The 21557-nt window shown below is 64.5% G+C and carries 18 protein-coding genes; 9 read left to right on the top strand and 9 right to left on the bottom strand.

Annotated features, from left to right (window positions below):
* Positions 1-9: 9 nt before the first annotated feature.
* Complete coding sequence (locus FJ430_RS05860; protein ID WP_140704396.1) at positions 10-2193, bottom strand: primosomal protein N'; 2184 nt, start codon at positions 2191-2193, stop codon at positions 10-12.
* 90 nt (positions 2194-2283) lie between these two features.
* Here FJ430_RS05860 and fsa point away from each other — a divergent pair, with 90 nt between their 5' ends.
* Entirely contained in the window at positions 2284-2940 is a 657-nt protein-coding gene (gene fsa, locus FJ430_RS05855) for a fructose-6-phosphate aldolase (protein ID WP_140704394.1), read from the top strand.
* 253 nt (positions 2941-3193) lie between these two features.
* On the opposite strand, the gene lptE is transcribed toward fsa, so the two are convergent.
* Together lptE and leuS are read right to left on the bottom strand one after the other, a co-directional pair.
* Positions 3194-3775, bottom strand: a complete 582-nt coding sequence (gene lptE / locus FJ430_RS05850) for an LPS assembly lipoprotein LptE (protein ID WP_140646467.1) — start codon at positions 3773-3775, stop codon at positions 3194-3196.
* A complete protein-coding gene (gene leuS, locus FJ430_RS05845) occupies positions 3762-6389 on the bottom strand; it encodes a leucine--tRNA ligase (RefSeq protein ID WP_140704392.1) in 2628 nt (875 codons plus the stop codon). Before leuS ends, lptE begins: the two co-directional genes overlap by 14 nt.
* 290 nt (positions 6390-6679) lie before the next feature.
* Between leuS and FJ430_RS05840 the strand changes: the two genes are divergently transcribed.
* The 3 genes from FJ430_RS05840 to FJ430_RS05830 all read left to right on the top strand — a co-directional run bounded on the left by FJ430_RS05840 (position 6680) and on the right by FJ430_RS05830 (position 9065).
* The gene (locus FJ430_RS05840) at positions 6680-7342 is read left to right on the top strand and encodes a YggS family pyridoxal phosphate-dependent enzyme (protein ID WP_140704390.1); all 663 of its coding nucleotides are present in this window, start codon (positions 6680-6682) and stop codon (positions 7340-7342) included.
* Between the two features lie 134 nt (positions 7343-7476).
* Positions 7477-7881, top strand: a complete 405-nt coding sequence (locus FJ430_RS05835; protein ID WP_140704388.1) for a hypothetical protein — start codon at positions 7477-7479, stop codon at positions 7879-7881.
* Positions 7882-8015: 134 nt separating this feature from the next.
* Positions 8016-9065: an aldo/keto reductase gene (locus tag FJ430_RS05830; protein WP_140704386.1), complete on the top strand. Its 1050-nt coding sequence runs from the start codon at positions 8016-8018 to the stop codon at positions 9063-9065.
* Positions 9066-9128: 63 nt separating this feature from the next.
* On the opposite strand, the gene FJ430_RS05825 is transcribed toward FJ430_RS05830, so the two are convergent.
* On the bottom strand, positions 9129-10034 hold the full coding sequence (locus FJ430_RS05825) for a LysR family transcriptional regulator (protein WP_140704384.1): 906 nt from the start codon (positions 10032-10034) through the stop codon (positions 9129-9131).
* A 121-nt stretch (positions 10035-10155) separates the two neighbouring features.
* On the opposite strand from FJ430_RS05825, the gene FJ430_RS05820 reads away from it, so the two are divergent.
* Together FJ430_RS05820 and FJ430_RS05815 are read left to right on the top strand one after the other, a co-directional pair.
* Positions 10156-11343, top strand: coding sequence for an MFS transporter (locus tag FJ430_RS05820; protein ID WP_140704382.1), 1188 nt, complete (start codon positions 10156-10158; stop codon positions 11341-11343).
* Between the two features lie 40 nt (positions 11344-11383).
* A complete protein-coding gene (locus tag FJ430_RS05815) occupies positions 11384-12418 on the top strand; it encodes an aldo/keto reductase (protein ID WP_140704380.1) in 1035 nt (344 codons plus the stop codon).
* A 298-nt stretch (positions 12419-12716) separates the two neighbouring features.
* Here the strand turns inward: FJ430_RS05815 and FJ430_RS05810 are convergent, their stop codons facing one another.
* Positions 12717-12989: an usg protein gene (locus tag FJ430_RS05810; protein WP_140646989.1), complete on the bottom strand. Its 273-nt coding sequence runs from the start codon at positions 12987-12989 to the stop codon at positions 12717-12719.
* 304 nt (positions 12990-13293) lie between these two features.
* Here FJ430_RS05810 and acs point away from each other — a divergent pair, with 304 nt between their 5' ends.
* Both acs and FJ430_RS05800 read left to right on the top strand, forming a co-directional pair.
* On the top strand, positions 13294-15249 hold the full coding sequence (gene acs / locus FJ430_RS05805) for an acetate--CoA ligase (protein ID WP_140704378.1): 1956 nt from the start codon (positions 13294-13296) through the stop codon (positions 15247-15249).
* Positions 15249-16010 carry an MOSC domain-containing protein gene (locus FJ430_RS05800; protein WP_140704376.1) on the top strand — a complete coding sequence of 254 codons (762 nt, stop codon included), beginning with the start codon at positions 15249-15251 and terminating at the stop codon, positions 16008-16010. Before acs ends, FJ430_RS05800 begins: the two co-directional genes overlap by 1 nt.
* 12 nt (positions 16011-16022) lie before the next feature.
* Here FJ430_RS05800 and FJ430_RS05795 read toward each other — a convergent pair whose 3' ends face one another.
* From FJ430_RS05795 to FJ430_RS05785, 3 genes are all read right to left on the bottom strand, one after another.
* Positions 16023-17291, bottom strand: a complete 1269-nt coding sequence (locus FJ430_RS05795) for an SAM-dependent methyltransferase (RefSeq protein ID WP_140704374.1) — start codon at positions 17289-17291, stop codon at positions 16023-16025.
* A gap of 433 nt (positions 17292-17724) precedes the next feature.
* Positions 17725-19086 carry a pilus assembly protein gene (locus FJ430_RS05790; RefSeq protein WP_140704371.1) on the bottom strand — a complete coding sequence of 454 codons (1362 nt, stop codon included), beginning with the start codon at positions 19084-19086 and terminating at the stop codon, positions 17725-17727.
* A gap of 334 nt (positions 19087-19420) precedes the next feature.
* Complete coding sequence (locus FJ430_RS05785; RefSeq protein WP_140704368.1) at positions 19421-20290, bottom strand: transglutaminase-like domain-containing protein; 870 nt, start codon at positions 20288-20290, stop codon at positions 19421-19423.
* 268 nt (positions 20291-20558) lie between these two features.
* Here FJ430_RS05785 and FJ430_RS05780 point away from each other — a divergent pair, with 268 nt between their 5' ends.
* On the top strand, positions 20559-21224 hold the full coding sequence (locus FJ430_RS05780) for an HAD-IA family hydrolase (protein ID WP_140704366.1): 666 nt from the start codon (positions 20559-20561) through the stop codon (positions 21222-21224).
* Here the strand turns inward: FJ430_RS05780 and FJ430_RS05775 are convergent.
* Entirely contained in the window at positions 21221-21442 is a 222-nt protein-coding gene (locus FJ430_RS05775) for a DUF1674 domain-containing protein (RefSeq protein WP_140704364.1), read from the bottom strand. The two genes, FJ430_RS05780 and FJ430_RS05775, sit on opposite strands and share 4 nt — an antisense overlap.
* Positions 21443-21557 lie beyond the last annotated feature (115 nt).

Genomic DNA, 21557 nt, shown 5'->3' with positions numbered 1-21557 from the left:
ACCCCATTCTTACAAAAAGCTCTGCGGGTCGATGTCGACCTGCACCCTGACCGAGCCGCGCGGCTTCGGCCCGTCGGCCAGCATGGCGCGGATGAAGCCTTGCATGTCGGCGCGCCGCTCGCCCTGGATGAGCAGGCGGAAGCGGTGACGACCGCCGATCAGCGACAGCGGCGCCTCGGCCGGCCCGAGCACGAAGAGATCGGAAGCCTGCGGCGCCGCGCGCCTTAACCCCCGCGCATGGCTCTCCGCCTCGCCCCGTGTCGCGGCGCTGACGATGATGCCGGCGAGCCGGCCGAAAGGCGGCAGCGCCGCCCGCTCGCGCTCGGTGATCTCGCGCTCGTAAAAAGCTTCCGAATCGCCCGAGACGATCGCCCGCATCACCGGATGATCCGGCTGGTAGGTCTGCAAGAGGCCGAGGCTCTTCTTGCCGGTGCGGCCGGCGCGCCCCGTCACCTGGCTGAGCAGCTGGAAAGTGCGCTCGGCGGCGCGCGGATCGCCATTGGCGAGCCCGAGATCCGCATCCACCACCCCCACCAGCGTCATGCCGGGGAAATTGTGACCCTTGGCGACGAGTTGCGTGCCGATGACGATGTCGGCCTCGCCATTGGCGACGGCCTCGAGTTCGAGCCGCAGACGGCGCACGCCGCCCAGAAGGTCGGACGAAAGCACGATGGTGCGGGCTTCGGGGAAATGCGCCACCACCTCCTCGGCGATGCGCTCGACGCCGGGGCCGCAGGCCACCAGATGGTCGAGCGTGCCGCATTCCGGGCAGGCCTCGGGCCGCCGCTCATTATGGCCGCAATGATGGCAGACGAGTTGGCCGCGAAACCGGTGCTCGACCAGCCACGCCGAGCAGACCGGGCAGCCGAAGCGATGACCGCAGACCCGGCAGAGCGTCAGCGGCGCATAGCCGCGCCGGTTGAGGAAGAGCAGCGACTGCTCCTTCCTCTCCAGCGTGCGCTGCATCTGCTCCAGCAAGACCGGCGACAGGAAACCGCCGCGCGCCGGCGGCGAGCGCCGCATGTCGATCGACTTCAGGTCGGGGAGCGCCGCCTCGGCGAAGCGCGACGACAGCACCGCCCGGCCGTAGCGGCCCTGGCCGGCGTTGACCCGGCTTTCCACCGACGGCGTCGCCGAGGCGAGCACGACCGGGAAAGCACCGATATGGCCGCGCACCACCGCCATGTCGCGCGCATTGTAGAAGACGCGGTCTTCCTGCTTGTAGGCCGGGTCATGCTCCTCGTCGACGACGATCAGGCCGAGTTCCTTGAACGGCAGGAACAGCGCCGAGCGCGCGCCGGCGACGACGCGCACGCCGCCTTCCGCAACCTGCCGCCAGACACGTTCGCGCATCCGGGGCGGCAGGTCGGAGTGCCACTCCGCCGGCTTGGCGCCGAACCGGTCCTGGAAACGTTCGAGGAACGCATGCGTCAGCGCGATTTCCGGCAAAAGGATCAGCACCTGCCTGCCCTTGTCGAGCGCAGCCGCCACCGCCTCGAAATAGACTTCCGTCTTGCCCGATCCTGTGACGCCGTCGAGAAGGGTGACATTGAAAGCATCGGCCGCGATTGCCGTGCGCAGCTTCTCCGCCGCGACATTCTGGTCCGGCATCAGCTCCGGCACGGCATGGCTGGTATCAGGCGCCGCCACCACCGGACGCGGCGGGATCATCACCGTCTCGAACACGCCCTGTGCCCGCAACCCGTCGATGACGGTCGAGGACACGCCCGCGGCATGCGCCAGCCCCGAGCGCGTCCAGGCAAGTCCGCCCTCGGCCGTCTCCAGCACGCGCCGGCGCGCATCCGTCAACCGGTCCGGTTCGGCCAGCGTGCGCTGCAGCCCTTCGATCCACGGCTCCGGGTCGAAAGCCTCGGGGGCCCTGAGCAGCATGCGCGCCACCATGCCGGGAGCCGACAGCGTGTATTGCGCGATCCAGTCGACGAAGCGGCGCATCGCCCTATCGATCGGCGGGCAGTCGAACACCTCCTCGATCGGCCGCAGTTTCTTCGCATCGACGGTTTCGACGGCGCCGTCCCAGACGATGCCCGCGACTTGGCGCGGCCCGAGCGGCACGCGCACGATCGAGCCCGGCACCACGCGCATGCCCGGCGGCACGGCATAGGTGTAGGGCCGTTCGGCCGGCATCGGCACCAGCACGGGCGCGGCTGCGACAAAGGGCGAATCTTCCATCATCAGGCGTGACCTTGCCCTGACTTTGGGCTAGATCAAAGGGGACCCTCGCATCTGCCTGGCTGGCGCCCGGCAATCCCCAAGGAGACCGCCATGAAATTTTTTGTCGACACCGCTGACATCAAGGAAATCAAGGAGCTCAACGATCTTGGGCTGCTCGACGGCGTCACCACCAACCCGTCGCTGATCCTGAAATCGGGTGGCAAGATCATCGACGTCACCAAGCAGATCTGCGACATCGTCGAAGGCCCGGTCTCGGCCGAGGTCGTGGCGACTGTGTACAAGGACATGATGGCCGAGGCCGAAGTGCTGGCCAAGATCGCGCCGAATATCGCCATCAAGGTGCCGCTGACGCTGGACGGCCTGAAGGCCTGCAAGACCATCCGCACCGAGATGAACCGCATGGTCAACGTGACGCTCTGCTTCTCGGCCAACCAGGCATTGCTGGCCGCCAAGGCTGGCGCCTCCTTCATCTCGCCCTTCGTCGGCCGCATCGACGACACCGGCTCGGACGGCATGGAGCTGATCTCGGAAATCCGCACCATCTACGACAATTACGACTTCAAGACCGAGATCCTGACCGCCTCGGTGCGCACGGTGAACCACGTCAAGCAGGCCGCCCTGATCGGCGCCGATATCGTCACCGCGCCGCCGGCGACGCTGAAGGCGCTGGTCAATCACCCGCTGACCGACAAGGGCCTCGCGGCCTTCCTCGCCGATTGGGCCAAGACCGGCCAGAAGATCGGCTGAGGCCGGAGCAGTTCCAGGAAAAGTATGTAACGATTTTCCGTCTGGGAATTGCGCAAGGCAAAAAGTAGCGAAGAAGGCCGGGCAACCGGCCTTTTTCGTGGCAAAGTGTCTATGCCTTGGCAAGTCACATGCCTTGGCGATTGGCCGGGACGCCTATCGCGATCGTCATCCACGGGCGGCAAGGAGCGAAGCGACGCGCGCAGACCCGAGGATGACGAAGTTCGGAAGGCTTCAGCCAATCCCCGACGAGGAACTAGGCCCTTTTGCCGTGCTTGGCTAGGTCCTGCGCGATCGACAGCCGCAGAAGGTCGGCCAATTCGCGCGCGGCGCGGTTCTCCGCGTCGATCTGCGCGCGGTAGGCTGCGAATTCCTGGCGCGGCCGGTCGAAGGACGACGGGATAGAGCGCTTGCCGACGGCAATCACCGTGTTGGTCGCGGTGTCCCGCAGCACGTAATTGGCGGTCAGCGTGACCGTGCCCGCCGTCGGCTCGTCTTCCTGGGTCTGCACCTGCACGATGGCCGCCGATTCGACGAGCTCGGTGACGCCGAGATCGAGCGTGTAGGCCGGCGAGGCCGGCTCGCCCGAGCCTTGCCCGAAGGCGAAGATCAAATTGTTGCGCACCTGCTGCGCGTAGCGGGTATTGACCGGCTTGATCGAGATCGAGCCGAGCTCGGCGGACGCGCTGAGCCGCGATCCGGGCGACAGCGGCTGGTTGGAATAGAGCGGCCGCACGGTGCAGGCCGAGACCAGCGCGAGCGCGGCGACCATGCCGCAGACCGCCAAGCGGCCGCGCAGGCGGGCCGCTTCTGACTTCACCGGATCAGGCAACGACATTGACGATTCTCTGCGGCACGATGATCACCTTGCGCGGGGCCTTACCTTCCAGTGCTTTTTGCACGAAGTCGAGGGCCAGCACCGCTTTTTCGACGGCACCTTGATCCGCGTCGCGGGCAATTGTCAAATCCCCCCGCTTCTTGCCGTTGACCTGTACCGGCAGCACGATCTCGTTGTCGACGACCAGAGCAGGATCGTAGACCGGCCAGGGCCGTTCGGCGACCATCTCGGCGCCGCCGAGCTCCTGCCAGCACTCTTCGGCCAGATGCGGCATGACGGGCGCGACGATGTGCACCAGGATCTCCACCGCTTCGCGGCAGGCGCCTTTCAGCGCGGCATCGGCCTTGCCCTCGGCAACGTCGGCGAGCGGCGTCGCCAGCGCGTTGGCCAGCTCGTAGATACGCGCGATCGCCCGATTGAAGCCGAGCTTCTCGATATCCTCGCCGACCGCCTTCAGGATCTTGTGCGCGGCCTTGGACACGGCGCCCGCCTCGCCATCCGTCGCCGCCGCCGGTTTCACACCGGCAAGCTGCTCGGCCGCGATCTGCACCAGGCGCCAGACGCGCTGCACGAAGCGGTGCGCGCCGGCCGCACCGTCGTCGGTCCATTCGACGTCGCGCTCCGGCGGCGAGTCCGACAGCATGAACCAGCGCGCGGTGTCGGCGCCGTAGCCGTCGGTGATCTCTTCCGGGCTCACCGTGTTCTTCTTCGACTTCGACATCTTCTCCAGCGCGCCGACCGTCGCCTCCTCGCCGGTGGCGATCTCGACGGCGCGGCGCTTGCCGCCCACGTCCTCGAGCCTGACCTCGCTTGGTGACAGCCAGCGTCCGTTGTTGGACGGGCCGCCGACGCGGTAGGTCTCGTGCACGACCATGCCTTGCGTGAACAGGCCCTTGAACGGCTCGGCCAGATCGAGGTGACCGGTCTCGCGCATGGCGCGGGTGAAGAAGCGCGAATAGAGCAGATGCAGGATCGCGTGCTCGATGCCGCCGATATATTGGTCGACCGCCAGCCATTCGTCGGCCGCTTTCGGCTCGGTCGGCTCGTTCGCCCAGGGCGCGGTGAAGCGCGCGAAATACCAGGACGAATCGACGAAGGTGTCCATCGTGTCGGTCTCGCGCCGCGCATCGCGACCGCATTGCGGACATTTCACATGCCGCCAGGTCGGGTGCCGGTCGAGCGGATTGCCCGGACGGTCGAACTCGATGTCGTCGGGCAGCTTCACCGGCAGGTCGGCCTTCGGCACCGGCACGACGCCGCAATGCTCGCAATGGATCATCGGGATCGGACAGCCCCAGTAGCGCTGGCGCGAGATGCCCCAGTCGCGCAGGCGGAAATTCACCTTGCGTTCCGCCATCGGCCGGCCGCCGATCGTCTTTTCTTCCAACAGCTTCGCGACTTCGTTGAAAGCCTTCTGCGGCTTCATGCCGTCGAGGAAGCGCGAATTGATCATCACGCCGTCGTCGACATAGGCCTCCTCGATGATCTGGAAGGTCTTTGCGTCGGCGTCTTCCGGCATCACCACCGGGATCACCGGCAGGCCGTATTTGTTGGCGAAGTCGAGGTCGCGCTGGTCGCCCGACGGGCAGCCGAAAATGGCGCCGGTGCCGTATTCCATCAGCACGAAATTGGCGACATAGACCGGCAGCGTCCAGTTCTCGTCGAACGGATGGACGACGCGTATGCCGGTGTCGAAGCCCTTCTTCTCGGCCGTCTCGAGCGCCGCCACCGAGGTGCCCATGTGGCGGACCTCGTCGATGAACTTGGCCAGCTCGACATTGGTCTCGGCGGCTTTTCTCGCCAGCGGATGGTCGGCGGCGACCGCCATGAAGGAGGCGCCGAAGATGGTGTCGGGCCGGGTCGTGTATACTTCCAGTTCGTTCGTGTCGCCGACCGGCGCCGCCAGCGGCCACCGGATCAGCAGCCCTTCCGAGCGGCCGATCCAGTTGTGCTGCATCAGCTTGACCTTTTCCGGCCACTCTTCGAGCCCGTTGAGCGAGTCAAGCAGGTCCTGCGCGAAGTCGGTGATCTTGAAGAACCACTGCGTCAGCTCGCGCTGCTCAACCAGCGCGCCCGAGCGCCAGCCGCGGCCGTCGATGACCTGCTCGTTGGCGAGCACGGTCATGTCCTCCGGGTCCCAGTTGACCTTGGAGGATTTGCGCGTCACCAGCCCCTTCTCGATGAAGTCGAGGAACAGCATCTGCTGGCGGTGGTAGTAATCGACATCGCAGGTTGCGAACTCGCGCGCCCAGTCGAGCGACAGGCCCATCATCTTGAGCTGCTCGCGCATGACCGCGATGTTTTCATAGGTCCAGTCCTTGGGGTGGACCTTGTTTTGCATGGCGGCGTTTTCGGCCGGCATGCCGAACGCATCCCAGCCCATTGGGTGCAGCACGTTGAAACCCTTGGCGCGCTTGTAGCGCGCCACCACGTCGCCCATCGTGTAGTTGCGGGTGTGGCCGATATGGATCTTGCCCGACGGATAGGGGAACATCTCGAGCACGTAATATTTCGGCTTCGGGTCGTCGTTGCGGGCCTCGAACAGCTTCTTTTCGGCCCAGGCCTTCTGCCATTTGGGCTCTGAGGTGCGCGGATTATAACGTTCGGTTGCCATCGGATGTTTTTCACTTAAAAGCAGGTGCGCGGTGCTGGATCAAGGCGTGTTGATATTCAGGTCAGGCCGAGCCGAAAATGGCGGGTTCCGAGAACCGGAGCGGAGCGTACTTAAAGTACGTGAGCACCGGAAGCGCAGGAAACCGGCATTTGCAGGCCGGCATCACCTGAATATCGACACGCCTGGGCCGGCAGCCGAGACAATGTCGTCGCGGTGTTCACCATGGATTGCCGGACCCGTCAACTGCGGCGAGCCGGCGCGAGCTTTAAAACTATGGGCACGATAGTGGCATGACGAGCGCCGTAGAGCAGCTTCACGCGGTCAAGGCGAGGATCGCGAGCGCCGAACGCGAGGCGAAGCGCCCGCCCGGCGCCGTCACGCTCGTGGTGGTGTCGAAGACCTTCGCGGCCGAGGACATCCGCCCCGTCATCAAGGCAGGCCACCGGGTCTTCGGCGAGAACCGCGTGCAGGAAGCGCAGGGAAAATGGCCGGCGCTGAGAGAGGCATTTGCCGGTCTGGAGCTGCATCTGATCGGCCCGCTGCAGTCCAACAAGGCCAAGGAAGCCGTCGCTCTCTTCGACGTCATCGAGACCGTCGATCGCGAGAAGATCGCCGCGGAGCTTGCCAAGGAGATCGCCAGGCAAGGCCGCGCGCCGAAGCTGTACGTCCAGGTCAATACCGGCTCCGAGCCACAAAAGGCCGGCATCGAGCCGCGCGACGCGGTCGCCTTCGTCAAGCGCTGCCGCGACGTGCACGGCCTCGCCATCGAAGGCCTGATGTGCATCCCGCCCGCCGATGAGAATCCTGGCCCGCATTTCGCGCTGCTGGAGAAGCTCGCTCGCGAAGCGGGTGTCGCGAAGCTTTCGATGGGCATGTCCGGCGACTACGAAACCGCCGTCGCCTTCGGCGCGACCAGCGTCAGGGTCGGCTCGGCGATCTTCGGCAGCCGGTAGCAAGGAGCGCCTCTGGGAAGCGTAGGCCTTTCCTTGGGCCGGCCGCGTCACACCACCGCATTGTCGCCTAGAATCCTGGCGCTAGCTCCGTGCACAGGAAGCAAGTGGCTCCTTTCATAGCAAAGGAGGTCCCTATGACCGCCAAACGCCACAGTCAGCACACCATGCAAAACCGACAAGTCTCCCGCGGACTGCACCGCTGGGTCTATTTCGCCATGATTGGACTTGCGGCCTGCTATGCATTGTCGGCCTGGATCGGCTTCGCGGGCAGCGGCGACGACGACTATTTGCTGTTCGTCGTAACTGGATTCATCGTCATGTCGGTCGTGCTGCCGGCCATCGCCGGCCGTGTCTGGCGCCATCACCGGATCAGCGCTGCCGGCAGACCCACGACGCTCGCCGACTGGTTGGCAGGCGATTTCGACACCGGCGAGAGCCCGATGAAGGCCAGCACGGCGACGATCGAAATCCTGCTGCCCCTTGCCGCCGTCGCATTCGGCATGACTGCCTTCGCGATCCTCGCTTTGGTTGAAAGCTGAGCGCCCTGGCAATCGTCACGATCTCGTTACCGGCCCGCCAACCGGACGATATTCTTTGCGCCCGCGCTTGAAACGAAACGGTCCGTTCCTATTTCCCCGATGTCATTCAATCCTTTTCTCGGGGAAAGCTCACCATGCGCTATAACCAACTTGGCAACACCGGCCTGTTCGTTTCCGAACTCTGCCTCGGCACCATGACCTTCGGCGCCGCCGGCCAGAATGCCCAATGGGGCCTGATCGCCAGCCTCGACCAGAAGGGCGTCAACGAAATCGTCGGCCGCTCGATCGCCGCCGGCGTCAATTTCTTCGATACGGCCGACGTCTATTCATTCGGCCAGTCCGAGCAGCTGCTTGGACAGTCGCTCAAGGACCTCGGCGTCAAGCGTTCGGACGTCATCATCGCCACCAAGGTGCATGGCGCCATGGGCAACGGGCCCAACGAGCGCGGCTCATCGCGCGGCCACATCATGGATTCGGTCGACCGCAGCCTGGAGCGGCTGCAGACCGATCATATCGACCTCTACCAGCTGCATGGCACCGACACGGTGACGCCGATCGACGAGACGCTGCGCGCGCTCGACGATCTCGTCGCCAGCGGCAAGGTCCGCTATGTCGGCGTCTCCAACTGGCAGGCCTGGCGTATCTCCAAGGCGCTGGGCATCGCGGAGCGCAAGGGTTTTGCCCGCTTCGAGACGATCCAATCCTATTACTCGATTGCCGGCCGCGATCTCGAACGCGAGATCGTGCCGCTCATCAACGAAGAGAAGCTCGGCCTGATGGTCTGGTCGCCGATGGCCGGCGGACTGCTCTCCGGCAAATACGGTCCCGACGCGCCGGGCAATGGCGAGGGCCGCCGCGCTTCGTTCAACTTCCCGCCGGTCAACGAGGACCGCGCCTGGGCGGCGGTCGCCGGCATGCGCGAGGTTGCCAAAAAACACGATGTCGGCGTCGCCACCGTGGCGCTTGGCTATGTCCTGGCAAAGCCTTTCGTGATGAGCGTCATCATCGGCGCCAGCCGCATGGACCAACTCGAGCAGAACCTCGCCGCGACAGGTCTGAAGCTCGACACCGACGACCTCGCCAGGCTCGATGAGGTGAGCGCGCTGCCTGCCGAATATCCCGGCTGGATGCTGGAGCGGCAAGGCGCCGGCCGGCGCCCGGCGCCGTTCGTGCCGAAGGCGTAATCCGTCTTCGCAAGCCGACATCCTTCGGGAGCCGCGTGTCCTTGGACGCGCGGCTTTTCCGTTTCAGAGACGAACGGTCTCCGCGAGAAAGTCGAGGAAAGCCCGCACCCGCGCCGGCAGATGCTTGCCATGACCGACATAGACGGCATGTGTCGGCTCCTCGTCGCCAGGATTGAACTCCTCGAGCAACGGCACGAGCAGTCCGGCGGCAATGTCGGGCTCGACATGCCAGCGCGCCAGCCGCGCTATGCCGGCTCCTGCCAGCGTCGTTCGCCGCATCGCTTCGCCGTCGGTGAGCGACATGTTTCCGACAATCGGCATGATGATCGATTTGCCTGTCGCATCGACAAAGGGCCAGCCCTCGATATGCCTGGCGAAGCCGAAGGCCAGCATGTTGTGGCGAGCGAGGTCGGACAATGCGCGTGGCGTGCCGCGTGCTTCAAGATACGCAGGCGACGCGACCAGGACCATCCGGCTCTGGCCAAGCTTGCGCGCAACCAGGCGTGACTCGCGTAGCGGCCCGGCGCGGATAGCGACATCGGCGCGCTCTTCCAGAAGATCGATCACACTGTCGGTCAGCACGGCTTCGACGAAAATCTCGGGATAATTCTCCAGGAAGCGCGGCAACAACGGCATCAGCCGGTGCTGGCCGAACGGCACATAGGAATTGACCCTAAGCCGGCCTCGCGGCGCTGCACCCGCCGCCGCTTCGCGCTCGGCCGAGTCGAGATCGGCGAGGATGCGCAGGCCGCTATCATGGAAGGCAGCGCCTTCCGGCGTCAGCTGCAGCTTGCGTGTCGAGCGGCTGATGAGCCGTGCGCCAAGCCGCGCCTCAAGCCGCGCGATCAGCTTGCTCACCGCCGAGGGCGTCATCCGCAGCGCCCGCGCCGCGGCCGAGAAGCTGCCCGCCTCGACGACGCGGACGAACACTTCGATCTCGCCGGAGCGGTTGATCTCGGGCCTCGCCATTCGTGAATCTATTTCACAGAAAATATGCCTGATGCAAGGCTGGTTCACAGCTTGGCGGATCACGATCTTCCGCCCGGGGCGCGGGACTGAGCGTCCCTTCCTGATCAACCGGACCGCAGCCATGCCTCTTGCTCTTTATGCCCTCACCGCCGGCGCCTTCGGCATCGGCGTCACCGAATTCGTCATCATGGGCCTGCTGCTCGATGTCAGCGCCGATCTCGGCGTCTCGATCTCGGCCGCGGGCCTGCTTATTTCCGGCTATGCGCTGGGCGTCGTCGTCGGCGCGCCGCTGCTTGGCGCCTTGACTGGACGCCTGCCGCGCAAGACCTTGCTGCTTGCCCTGATGGTTGTCTTCACCGTCGGCAACCTCGCCTGTGCGCTGGCGCCCGACTACTGGACGCTGATGGCGGCGCGTGTGCTGACCGCCTTCGCCCACGCTTCCTTCTTCGGCGTCGGCTCGGTCGTCGCGACCAGCCTCGTCGCGCCCAACAGGAAGGCTTCGGCCATCGCGCTGATGTTCACCGGCCTCACCGTCGCCAACATCCTCGGCGTGCCGTTCGGCACCTGGCTCGGCCAGGCCTATGGCTGGCGCTCCACCTTCCTCGCCGTCACGCTGGTCGGCGTCGTCGCCTTCGCCGTGATCGCATTGCTGGTGCCGCGCGACGAGCCGGCCGCCGCGGACGAGGCGGAAAGCGCCGAAGGCACGCTCGCCGTGCTCGGCCGCCGGCCGGTGCTGCTCGGCCTTTTGACCACGGTGCTGAGCTGGGTCGGCGTCTTTGCCGCCTTCACCTATCTGGCGCCGATCCTGACCCGCGTCAGCGGCTTTTCCGAGGCGTCGGTGTCGCCGATCCTGCTCGTCTTCGGCGGCGGATTGGTCGCGGGCAACCTGCTCGGCGGACGCCTCGCCGACCGGCACCTTGTGCCGACCGTCGTCGGCACGCTGGTCGCGCTGTCGGCGGTGCTGTTCGTCATGACGGCGGCGATCCATCAGCCGGTCGCGGCGATCATCGCCGTCGGCCTGCTGGGTGCTGCCGCCTTCGCCACCGTCGCGCCGCTGCAGATGTGGGTGCTGGAGAAGGCCGAGGGCGCCGGCCAGGGCCTTGCGTCCTCCTTCAACATCGCCGCCTTCAATCTCGGCAACGCCATCGGCGCCTGGCTCGGCGGCTTCGTCATCGACCACGGCCCCGGCCTCGGCGCCGTCCCTCTCGTTGCCGGCCTGATGCCGCTCGCCGCGCTCGGCGTGGTGCTCGTGGCGCTGCGCCTCGAACGCGGCCGCGCCATCGGCAAGCCGGTCACGGCGCAGTGCTGAGCGGCCGAATTCCGCCTTCGACATCCCAAGGAGAAAAATCATGGACTATCGACCTCTCGGCGCCTCCGGCCTGAAAGTGCCGGCGCTTTCCTTCGGCGCCGGTACCTTCGGCGGCTCCGGCCCGCTCTTCGGCCACTGGGGCAACAGCGACGCCAAGGAGGCGCGACGGCTGGTCGACATCTGCCTGGAGGCAGGCGTCAATCTCTTCGACACGGCCGATGTCTATTCGAACGGCGCCTCCGAGGAGGTGCTTGGCGAGGCCATCAAGGGCCGCCGCGACGCGGTGCTGATCTCGACCAAGACGTCCCTGCCGATGGGCGACGGCCCGGCCGACTGGGGTTCGTCGCGCTCGCGCCTGATCCGCTCCGTCGACGCGGCGCTGAAGCGCCTCGGCACCGATTATATCGACCTGCTGCAGCTTCATGCCTTCGACGCCTCGACGCCGGTCGAGGAGGTGCTGTCGGCGCTGGACGACCTCGTGCGCCAAGGTAAGCTGCGCTATGTCGGCGTCTCAAACTTCTCCGGCTGGCAGGTGATGAAATCGCTCGGCCTGGCGGAAAAGCACGGCTACCCGCGCTACGTCGCGCATCAGGTCTACTATTCGCTGGTCGGGCGCGACTATGAGTGGGAGCTGATGCCGCTCGGCCTCGACCAGGGCGTCGGCGCGCTGGTATGGAGCCCGCTCGGCTGGGGCCGGCTCACCGGCAAGATCCGCCGCGGACAGCCCTTGCCGGAAAAGAGCCGGCTGCACGACACCGCCAGCTTCGGCCCGCCGGTCGAGGACGAGCATCTTTTCAAGGTGGTCGATGTGCTGGAAGCGGTCGCCGCCGAGACCGGCAAGACCGTGCCGCAGGTCGCCATCAACTGGCTCTTGCGGCGGCCGACCGTGTCGTCGGTCATCATCGGCGCGCGCAACGAGGAGCAGTTGCGGCAGAATCTCGGCGCCGTCGGCTGGGCGCTGACGCCTGAGCAGATCAAGGCGCTCGATGAAGCGAGCGCCGTGACCGCGCCCTATCCTTACTTCCCCTATCGGCGCCAGGAAGGCTTCGCCCGGCTGAACCCGCCAGCGGTTTGACCACGTGTCGACCCGTCCCTATTAGGGCGAGCGTGAACGTTTGCGATTAGCTGCCGCCCTCCGAGCTTCGTCATCCACGGGCAAAGCAGCCGCGAAGCGGCGTCGCGAAGACCCGAGGACCCATGCCGTTACCTTGATCGCAGAGCGCGGCGGAGCAGAATTCTGGATCGCCGCAACGCTTCGAAGTCACGGAATGGATCCTCGGGTCTGCGCTACGTCGCTTCGCTCCTTGCTTCGCCCGTGGATGACGAAGCGACGGGCATTTCCGCCAATCACTGACGATCGATAAAACCTGCACCTAATGTACCAGGAACTCCCCATCCACCTTGCGCCATTCATTCGGCGCGATCAGCTTGTGATGCGTGTAGGTGACCGAGTGCAGCGGTCCGTCGAGCTTGGTCTTCCAGAATTCGATGAAGCGGATCAGCACCGGGAATTTCGGAGCTATGTCGTAATCCTGCCAGACAAAGCTTTGCAGTAGGTGCGGGTGGTCCGGGTAGTGGTAAAGGATCTTGGCCGTGGTCAGCCCATACCCCTTGAGCATCAGGTCCATTTCGGAATTGTCGCGCATTGCGTTTCCTTGGTTGATTCTCCTTCCTCCCAACGCTGAATTGTGCGCACGGTTGCTTAACTGTCTATGGATTTTTTCGAGCTTTTTCAAAATTTTTGCCTTTAAAACAGGTGGTTAGCAGCCGTAAAGCGAGAGTGCTGATAGCGCTTTGCGCTTGACCCTGCGTCATCCCGCCGCGCGAATCCAACGTCTAATATTGCCGTCACGGCGGAACTGTTAATAATGCCCGCGAATTCGCGGCCGCTTCGACGCGATGCCGCCGGCGGCCCAAGCCGGTGGAATGGTTCGGGAGGAAAGCTGAAAAATGTCCGATGTGCATGTCCACCGCGTCCAGCCGGCGTGGAAGAAGAACGCGTTGATCGACAACGATACCTATCTCAAATGGTATGCCGACAGCGTGAAAAATCCGGACAAGTTCTGGGGCAAGCACGGCAAGCGCATCGACTGGTTCAAGCCTTTCACCAAGGTCAAGAACACCTCCTTCGACGGCAAGGTCTCGATCAAGTGGTTCGAGGACGGGCTGACCAACGTCTCCTACAATTGCATCGACCGGCACCTGAAGAAGCGCGGCGACCAGACCGCAATCATCTGGGAAGGCGACAACCCCTACGACGACAAGAAGATCACCTACAACGAGCTTCACGCGCATGTCTGCCGGCTCGCCAATGTGATGAAGAAGCACGGCGTCAAGAAAGGCGACCGCGTCACCATCTACATGCCAATGATCCCGGAAGCCGCCTATGCGATGCTTGCCTGCACGCGCATCGGCGCCATCCATTCGATTGTCTTCGGCGGCTTCTCGCCGGACGCGCTGGCCGGCCGCATCGTCGACTGCGAATCTACCTTCGTCATCACCGCCGACGAGGGCCTGCGCGGCGGCAAGCCGATCCCGCTGAAAGAGAACACCGACAAGGCGATCGAAATCGCCGCCAAGCATCATGTGCGGGTGAAGAACGTGGTCGTCGTACGCCGCACCGGCGGCAAGGTCGGCTGGGCGCCCGGCCGCGACGTCTGGTACCACGACGAGATCGCCACGGTGAAGGCCGACTGCAAGCCGGAGAAGATGAAGGCGGAAGACCCGCTTTTCATCCTCTACACCTCCGGCTCGACCGGCAAGCCGAAGGGCGTGCTGCACACCACGGCCGGCTATCTCGTCTATGCCTCGATGACGCACCAATATGTCTTCGATTACCATGACGGCGACATCTACTGGTGCACGGCTGATGTCGGCTGGGTGACGGGCCACAGCTATATCGTCTACGGGCCCTTGGCCAACGGCGCCACGACGCTGATGTTCGAAGGCGTGCCGAACTATCCCTCGCAGTCGCGCTTCTGGGAAGTCATCGACAAGCACAAGGTCAACATCTTCTACACCGCGCCGACGGCGTTGCGCGCGCTGATGGGCGCCGGCGACAGCCATGTGAAGAAGACCTCGCGCAAATCGCTGCGCGTTCTGGGCTCGGTCGGCGAGCCGATCAATCCGGAAGCCTGGGAGTGGTATTTCAATGTCGTCGGCAACGGCAAGGTGCCGATCGTCGACACATGGTGGCAGACCGAGACCGGCGGCATCCTGATCACGCCGCTGCCCGGCGCCACCGACCTCAAGGCAGGCTCGGCGACTCGGCCCTTCTTCGGCGTCAAGCCGGAGCTGGTCGACGGTGAGGGCAAGGTGCTCGAAGGAGCCGCCGACGGCAATCTCTGCATCACCGATTCCTGGCCCGGCCAGATGCGCACCGTCTATGGCGACCACGACCGCTTCGTGCAGACCTATTTCTCGACCTACAAGGGCAAGTACTTCACCGGCGACGGTTGCCGCCGCGACGAGGACGGCTACTACTGGATCACCGGCCGCGTCGACGACGTCATCAACGTCTCCGGCCACCGCATGGGCACGGCGGAAGTCGAATCGGCGCTGGTGAGCCACGAGAAAGTGTCGGAAGCCGCCGTCGTCGGCTACCCGCACGACATCAAGGGCCAGGGCATCTACAGCTACGTCACCCTGATGAAGGGCATGGAGCCGAGCGAGGAGCTGCGCAAGGAACTGATCGCGCATGTCCGCAAAGAGATCGGCGCCATTGCTTCGCCCGACAAGATCCAGTTCGCGCCCGGCCTGCCGAAAACCCGTTCCGGCAAGATCATGCGGCGCATTCTGCGCAAGATCGCCGAGGACGATTTCGGCGCGCTGGGCGACACCTCGACGCTGGCCGATCCGGCCGTGGTCGACGACCTGGTCGCCAACCGGCAGAACAAGAAGGGCTGATGACCGGCGATCTCGGCACCGTCAGCCAACTCTGGCGCTACCCGGCGAGCTCGCTCGCCGGCGAGCGGCTGGATGCCATCTCCGTCGGGCTGAAGACCGTCGACGGCGACCGGCTGTTCGGACTGGTCGATGCTTCCGACGGCGAGATCGCCAGGCCCGACCGCGAGCCCAGATGGCACAAGGTGCCGCTGATCCGCACCCGGTTGAGCGAGGCCCCGATGAGCAAGGAATGGCGGCTCGAAGTGGCCGTGCCCGGCGGCGGCTGGCTGCCGGCGCCAGACCCTCGAAGCGACCGCGCCGTATCCGCCTTCCTCGGCTTCGAGGCCGCGATCCGACCGTTCGGCGCGCAGAACGCGGCGCCCTCCTATGCCGGTCCGCTGACCGAGGCCCGCTACGCCAAGGCGCCGATCCATCTGCTCACCACCGCCTCGCTGTCCCGGCTGAAGGCGCTGCATCCCGAGGGCACGCCGGATCCGCGCCGCTTCCGCCCCAACATCGTCGTCAATATGGACCCGGTCGAAGGCGCCTTTCCGGAGACGGAATGGATCGGCAGGAAACTCGCGGTCGGCGATCTCGAGCTCACCGTCTCCGAGCCCTGCCGCCGCTGCGGCTTCACCATCATCGCCCAGGACGGTTTCGACACCGATCCTGGCATCCTGCGCAACCTGGTGCGCCACAACGCCCACAATCTCGGCGTCTACTGCACCGTCGACCGGCCGGCGCGGATCGAAGTCGGCGCGCCGATGCGCTTGATGGACTGAAGCGGGCCGGGTCTACCTGTACAAATCCGCCCGTGTCGGTGGCAGTCCGCTCGGGCCGCGGGCGCGCCTGGTGGCGACAGTCTGAAAAATCTGCGCCGAGGCGCGCTGGAAGGTGATCGAGCAACCCGTCAGATAGAGCAGCCACAGCCGCGCCTTGGGCTCGCCGACCTCGGCGACCGCCTCGTCGAAGCGCGCATGCAGACGCTCCGCCCACAGGCGGCAGGTTTGCGCATAATGCTCGCGCAGGTTCTCCACGTCATAGACGAGGAAGCCGTGCGCCTCGAGATTGCCGAGCGTCATGCCGATCGTATCGAGCTCGCCGCCAGGAAAGATGTATTTGATCAGGGCCTTGTATTCCGGCCCCTTGCGCAGCGTCTTGCGGATGTCACCCTTGCTGCGCCTGGTGATGGCGTGATGCAGATAGATCCCGCCGGGTTTCAGCAGGCGATGGACGGTCGAGAAGTAGGCGTCGTGATTGGCGAGCCCCAGATGCTCGAACATGCCGATCGACGATATCTTGTCGAACGTGCCTGAGAGTTCGGCATAGGATTTTATCTCGATGGTGATGCGATCCTCCAGCCCCTCGGCGCGAATGCGCTCGCGGGCAAGGTCGGTCTGGGCTTGCGACAGCGAGACGCCATGGCCGAAGACGCCGTAATTCTTCGCCGCATGGATAAGCATCGCGCCCCAGCCGCAGCCGATGTCGAGCAGCCTTTCGCCGGGCTCGAGCCTGAGCTTGCGGCAGATGTGGTCGAGCTTGTCGACTTGCGCCTGGTCGATGCCATTGGCGAAATCGTGGAAATAGCCGCAACTGTAGACCATGCGCTCGTCGAGGAAGAGTCGGTAGAAATCATTCGAAATGTCGTAATGGTGCTGGATCGCCTCCTTGTTCGATCCGCTGACGAAAGGCTTGCGGCCGGAAAGGTCGCTGCGCGCCGTCATCTGCTTGCGCGAAAACAGCACAGCCGGCAGGTCGCGCAGGATCGCCAGCTTGGGCAGGGATTTGAGCCTCGTCTTGAGCTTGCCTTGCGAAGGCAGGGCATAGAAATCGAACAGCGTGCCCTCTTCGATATCGACGGTCTTGGAAATCCACATCTCGACCAGCGTCGAGAAGGTCGGCCGGCGAACCAGTTGCCAGACGATGTCCTGATCGTTGATGGCAAGCACCGGACCGCTGGCGGGTCCGATCCGCTCGCCGGTCCACAGCCGGACCGCAAAACCCGGCTTCAGCGTTTCGACGACCTTGCGTACGATCCGCGCGGCTCTGTCGGCGGCGTCCATTCCCACCTCCCGCTATGTCGCCCCCAAAGCCGCACTGTCGTCCACCGGCCTGTAGACCGCAATCCCGATCTGTTGCGCAAAAGCACCGCAAGAGCAGTTTCCCGGCTCGTGGCACGACCATTCCGTGGCGTCATCTTGTCTTTTGCCGCGTCGCACCCCATCATCTGAGTGTGTTCAACGAACTGAAAGGAGGTGATCCGATGTCGAGTGATTTCGTTTTCCATAACGTGAGCTCTGCGGATTGCACTTCCGGGAAGCAGTCTTCCCGTTAAGGCGCGAGACGCGCGGCGGGTAGCCCGATGGGGCTGCCGCCAGAAGCCGCGTCATGGACGGAAACACGGAAGGCCGCCGGCTTCGTCAAGAAGCGGCGGCCTTTTCCGTTTGGAGCATCGAGCGGAGGCTTCCAGCTACCTGGCGCGCTACATGGCGCCCGCTATTTGGTGATTGAGAGATTGTCGATGTTGCGCACGATATCCTGAAACGCCTGGTCGAGCTCGGTACCGTTGGCCGCCTGATAGAAATGCTTGTTGTTGCCGCTATCGGGGCTGGCGCAGGATTGCAGCGTCGACTTGGCGTTCTTCTCCGTAAGGGCAAAGCCGATGGTGAATATCTCGATGCCTTGGTCGCGCATCGCCGCGCAGAGCGTCGTCGCAGCAGTGCGTGTCTCAACCTTGCCGGCGTCGTTATAAACCTGATCCGGGCCGTCGGCGTCGAAATAGGACAGGTTGAATTCGCCATCCGTCATCAGGATCACGTATTTTGCGACCTTCTTCGGATCCATCTTCGCCGGCCGTTCCGAGGCCTTCATCACGCTGCCCCAGTTTTCGGAGAGCATGTACCAGGCCCACTGGACGCCGATATGGCCCGCCGTGCCGCCGGAGGCATCGAGGTCCTTGATGACGTTGTTCAGAGCCGAGGCATCCGTGGTCAGCGGCTGTATTGACGCGACCGGACAGGCTCGTGTGCGGGACTGCTTGGCGAAGTCGGACAGGTAGAGGTCGCGGTTGACCATGCTGACATCGGGCCCGGCATCGGAATACTGGTAGGCGCCCTTGCGCTCGGTGGCGCAGTTGTCCGGCCGCGTCGACGCCGAGACATACTTCGGATCGTCATTGCCGGGCGCCTGCTTGCGCTCGCTGGCCTTGGTCTCGACAAAGACCGTGCTTGCGGCGAGCGAGCCGACATTGACCGAATTGGCATAAGGCACGATCGCCACCCGCACCCGCGGATTGGCGGCGTTCTGGCCGGTGAGGAAGGAATTGACCGCGTTGCTCGCCGCGGTTCTCAGGTCCTTGATCTTCTGGCCCGCCATCGAACCGGTGACGTCGAGCATCATCGCGACCTCGACCGTCTTGTCCGAATAGAGCGCCGTGGTCGAGGACGTCACCCGTTGCATGTCGCCGATGCTGAACAGGGGGAAATAGAGGCTGAGATCGGTGTGCACATCCGCCTTCACCGTGCTGGCCGTCCTGTCGACGGTGAGTTTGTCCAGCACGATCCGGTTGGCCTGCAGGATGCCGGCCGCGCTGTTGGCGTCGAGGAACGCCTGCACCGTCTTGTTGGCGTCGGCTTCGGTGATGACGCCGAGGGTGAGATCGCGGGCCGTCGAGGTCACAGCGGCGTCGACGATGCCCTGCAGGCTCGATCTCGCATTGTAGAGCTGCGAGATATTGACCGCGAATCCCACCCCCAGCGCGAGGACCGATGCGGCAGCTCCGAACAGAACCGCGAAATTGCCTTCGCGATTGCGGGTAAAGCCGTCCACCCCACGAACGACACCTCTGAACTGCCGCATCTCTTCCGCCTCCACTGTTTGCGGCACCCGTGCCGCGCGACAAAGGCGCTGCAGGATTTCGGCCAGATCCGGCCGTCGGCCGCCGAAAGACGCTTAACGGCAGGTTAATCCATTGTTTTTGCTGGGTTTCGGCAAATACTAGAGTGAACGGGAAGTAAACGAAAATACGCTGGCCAAGCGACCTTCATGAAGTGCTTACCATGATCTCGAAGGCTGTCGCGGTCGTTCTCTCTTCGGCACAATCGAACTGTGCCGAAGCGGGTCAGCGGCAGCCATGAAACAGGCGCAGCGCAGGGCCTGTTGAGATAGAGGTCAGGCCGGCATCACCTGAATATCAAAGGAGCATCTGCGCGCTGACCGTCCGATCGATGCCATGATGCGGAGGATTGAAGCGGTTGCCTTCCTGCTCGTAGGTCCAGACCTTGAACAGGCTGAGCTGGTGCGGACCGAAACTGTGCAGCAGCGGCACGTCGGTGGCGTCGCGGCCGCGCGCAATAACGACGCGGCCGATGCGCGGGCAGTTGTGGCGCGGATCGAACGTGTACCATTTGCCGTCGAGAAAAACTTCCATCCAGGCCGAGAAGTCCATCGGTGCCGGATCGGCCGGCACGCCGATATCGCCGAGATAGCCGTTCACGTAGCGGGCCGGAATGTTGATGCATCGGCAAAGCGCGATCGCCAGATGCGCGAAGTCGCGGCACACGCCGACGCGCTCCTCATGCGCCTGGGCCGCCGTGCGCGTGGCGCGCGCATAGCCGTAGCCGAAGGAAAGCCTGCTGTTGACATAATCGACGATCGCCTGCACCCGCGCCCAGCCAGGCGGCAAATGGCCGAAAAGCTGCCAGGCGATGTCGCTGAGGTGGTCGGTCTCGCAGTAGCGGCTGCCGAGCAGATAGACCAGCACGTCGTCGGGCAGTTCCGCGACCGGCGTTTCGCGCGCCAATGTATTGACTTCGTCGGTCTCGCCGCTGTCCTCGATCGCCGCATCGTAGAGGATGCGGAAGCTTCCGGCGGGCGCCGTGAAGCGACGGCAGATATTGCCGTGGCGGTCGCGATAGGTCCTGGTCGGCACCGAGGGCGAGGTCAGAACCCGCGTCTGCCGCTTGATGTCGGCATGCCGTTCGGCATGGATGTCGAGAAGCGAGATGATCGGCGTCGCCGCCGCGCATTCGATGGCGATTTCATAGCCGAGCCGGATCAGCATCGCATGCCCCCCTTCGTGATTTTGGAAAGACTGCCTGTTCAACGCCGCGAGCCGGAGCTGGTTCCGGCGCAGAGTCGAAATGGCGGCGTCTGGAGCAATTCAGGAAAAGTGCGCGGCGGTCTTCCGTCCGCAATTGCGTAAAAACAAGGAGTGGGAGCAGGTCAGCGTTCTATCAACGCTGACCTGCTCCCTTCTCAGGCGGTCCTGCCCGGTCTAAACTGCGCTTCGCGTTTCGCCCCTCCCCCAAAACGATTCTCCAGGACATCCGATGTTTGCAGGCTCAAAATTCGCCGCCTTCCTGTTCGACATGGACGGCACGGTGATCAACTCGATCGCCGCGGCGGAACGGGTGTGGACGGCATGGGCAAACAGGCATGGCCTCGATGTGGCGGCTTTCCTGCCCACGATCCATGGCAGGCGCGCGCGCGAGACGATTGCCGCGCTGAGGCTTCCGGGTGTCGATCCGCTGGCGGAGGCGGATTTGCTGCTCAAGGCCGAGGCGGATGACCTCGAAGGCATCGTCCCGATCCCCGGCGCCGTTGCGTTTTTGCAATCGCTGCCGCCAGAGCGCTGGGCGATCGTCACCTCGGCGCCGCGCGAGCTGGCGCTGCTGCGCATCAAGGCGGCCGGCATCCCGGTTCCCGCCATGATGGTGACCGCCGAAGACGTCACCCATGGCAAGCCGGCGCCGGACTGCTTCCTTCTGGCGGCAAGGCGTCTCGGCGTCGAGGCGCGCGACTGCCTGGTCTTCGAGGACGCGCCGGCGGGCATAGCGGCGGGCGAGGCTTCCGGCGCCTCGGTGATGGTGATCAGCGCCACGCATGTCCACCCGCTCGTCACGTCGCACCCGACAATCCGTTCCTACGACGAAATCGCCATCGCGACGGACGACAATGGCTGGATCGCCCTCGCGCCCGAGCGTGCCGTTGCTTAAAAGTCGCTGGTGAGACCCTTGACTTCCCAGTCGCCGTAGCGGCCTGGTTCCTTGCCGCCGCGGCCGCCGATCTCCTTCGGCAACTGCGCTTCCGCCGCTCGATACTTTTGACGACGCGCTTCAGCCTCTGCTAACGCCCGCTGCGCTTCGGGCGCCAGCGTCTTTTGCAGCTCTTCGGTCGTTGCAACCGCTTCGGTTTTGCTTGGCTCTTCGGTCATGCGATACTCCCGCCGATTGAAACGAAGCCCGGCCTCTCCCATCATATAGCCATGACGACAGAAGGATCGACCCCTATTAATGAGCATCGGAATATTCCGAAAACCGGATTCCACT

Source organism: Mesorhizobium sp. B2-8-5 (assembly GCF_006440675.2).
Classification (GTDB): domain Bacteria; phylum Pseudomonadota; class Alphaproteobacteria; order Rhizobiales; family Rhizobiaceae; genus Mesorhizobium.
The sequence above is the reverse complement of the archived record's forward strand: the minus strand, read 5'-3'. Positions and strand labels throughout refer to the sequence as shown.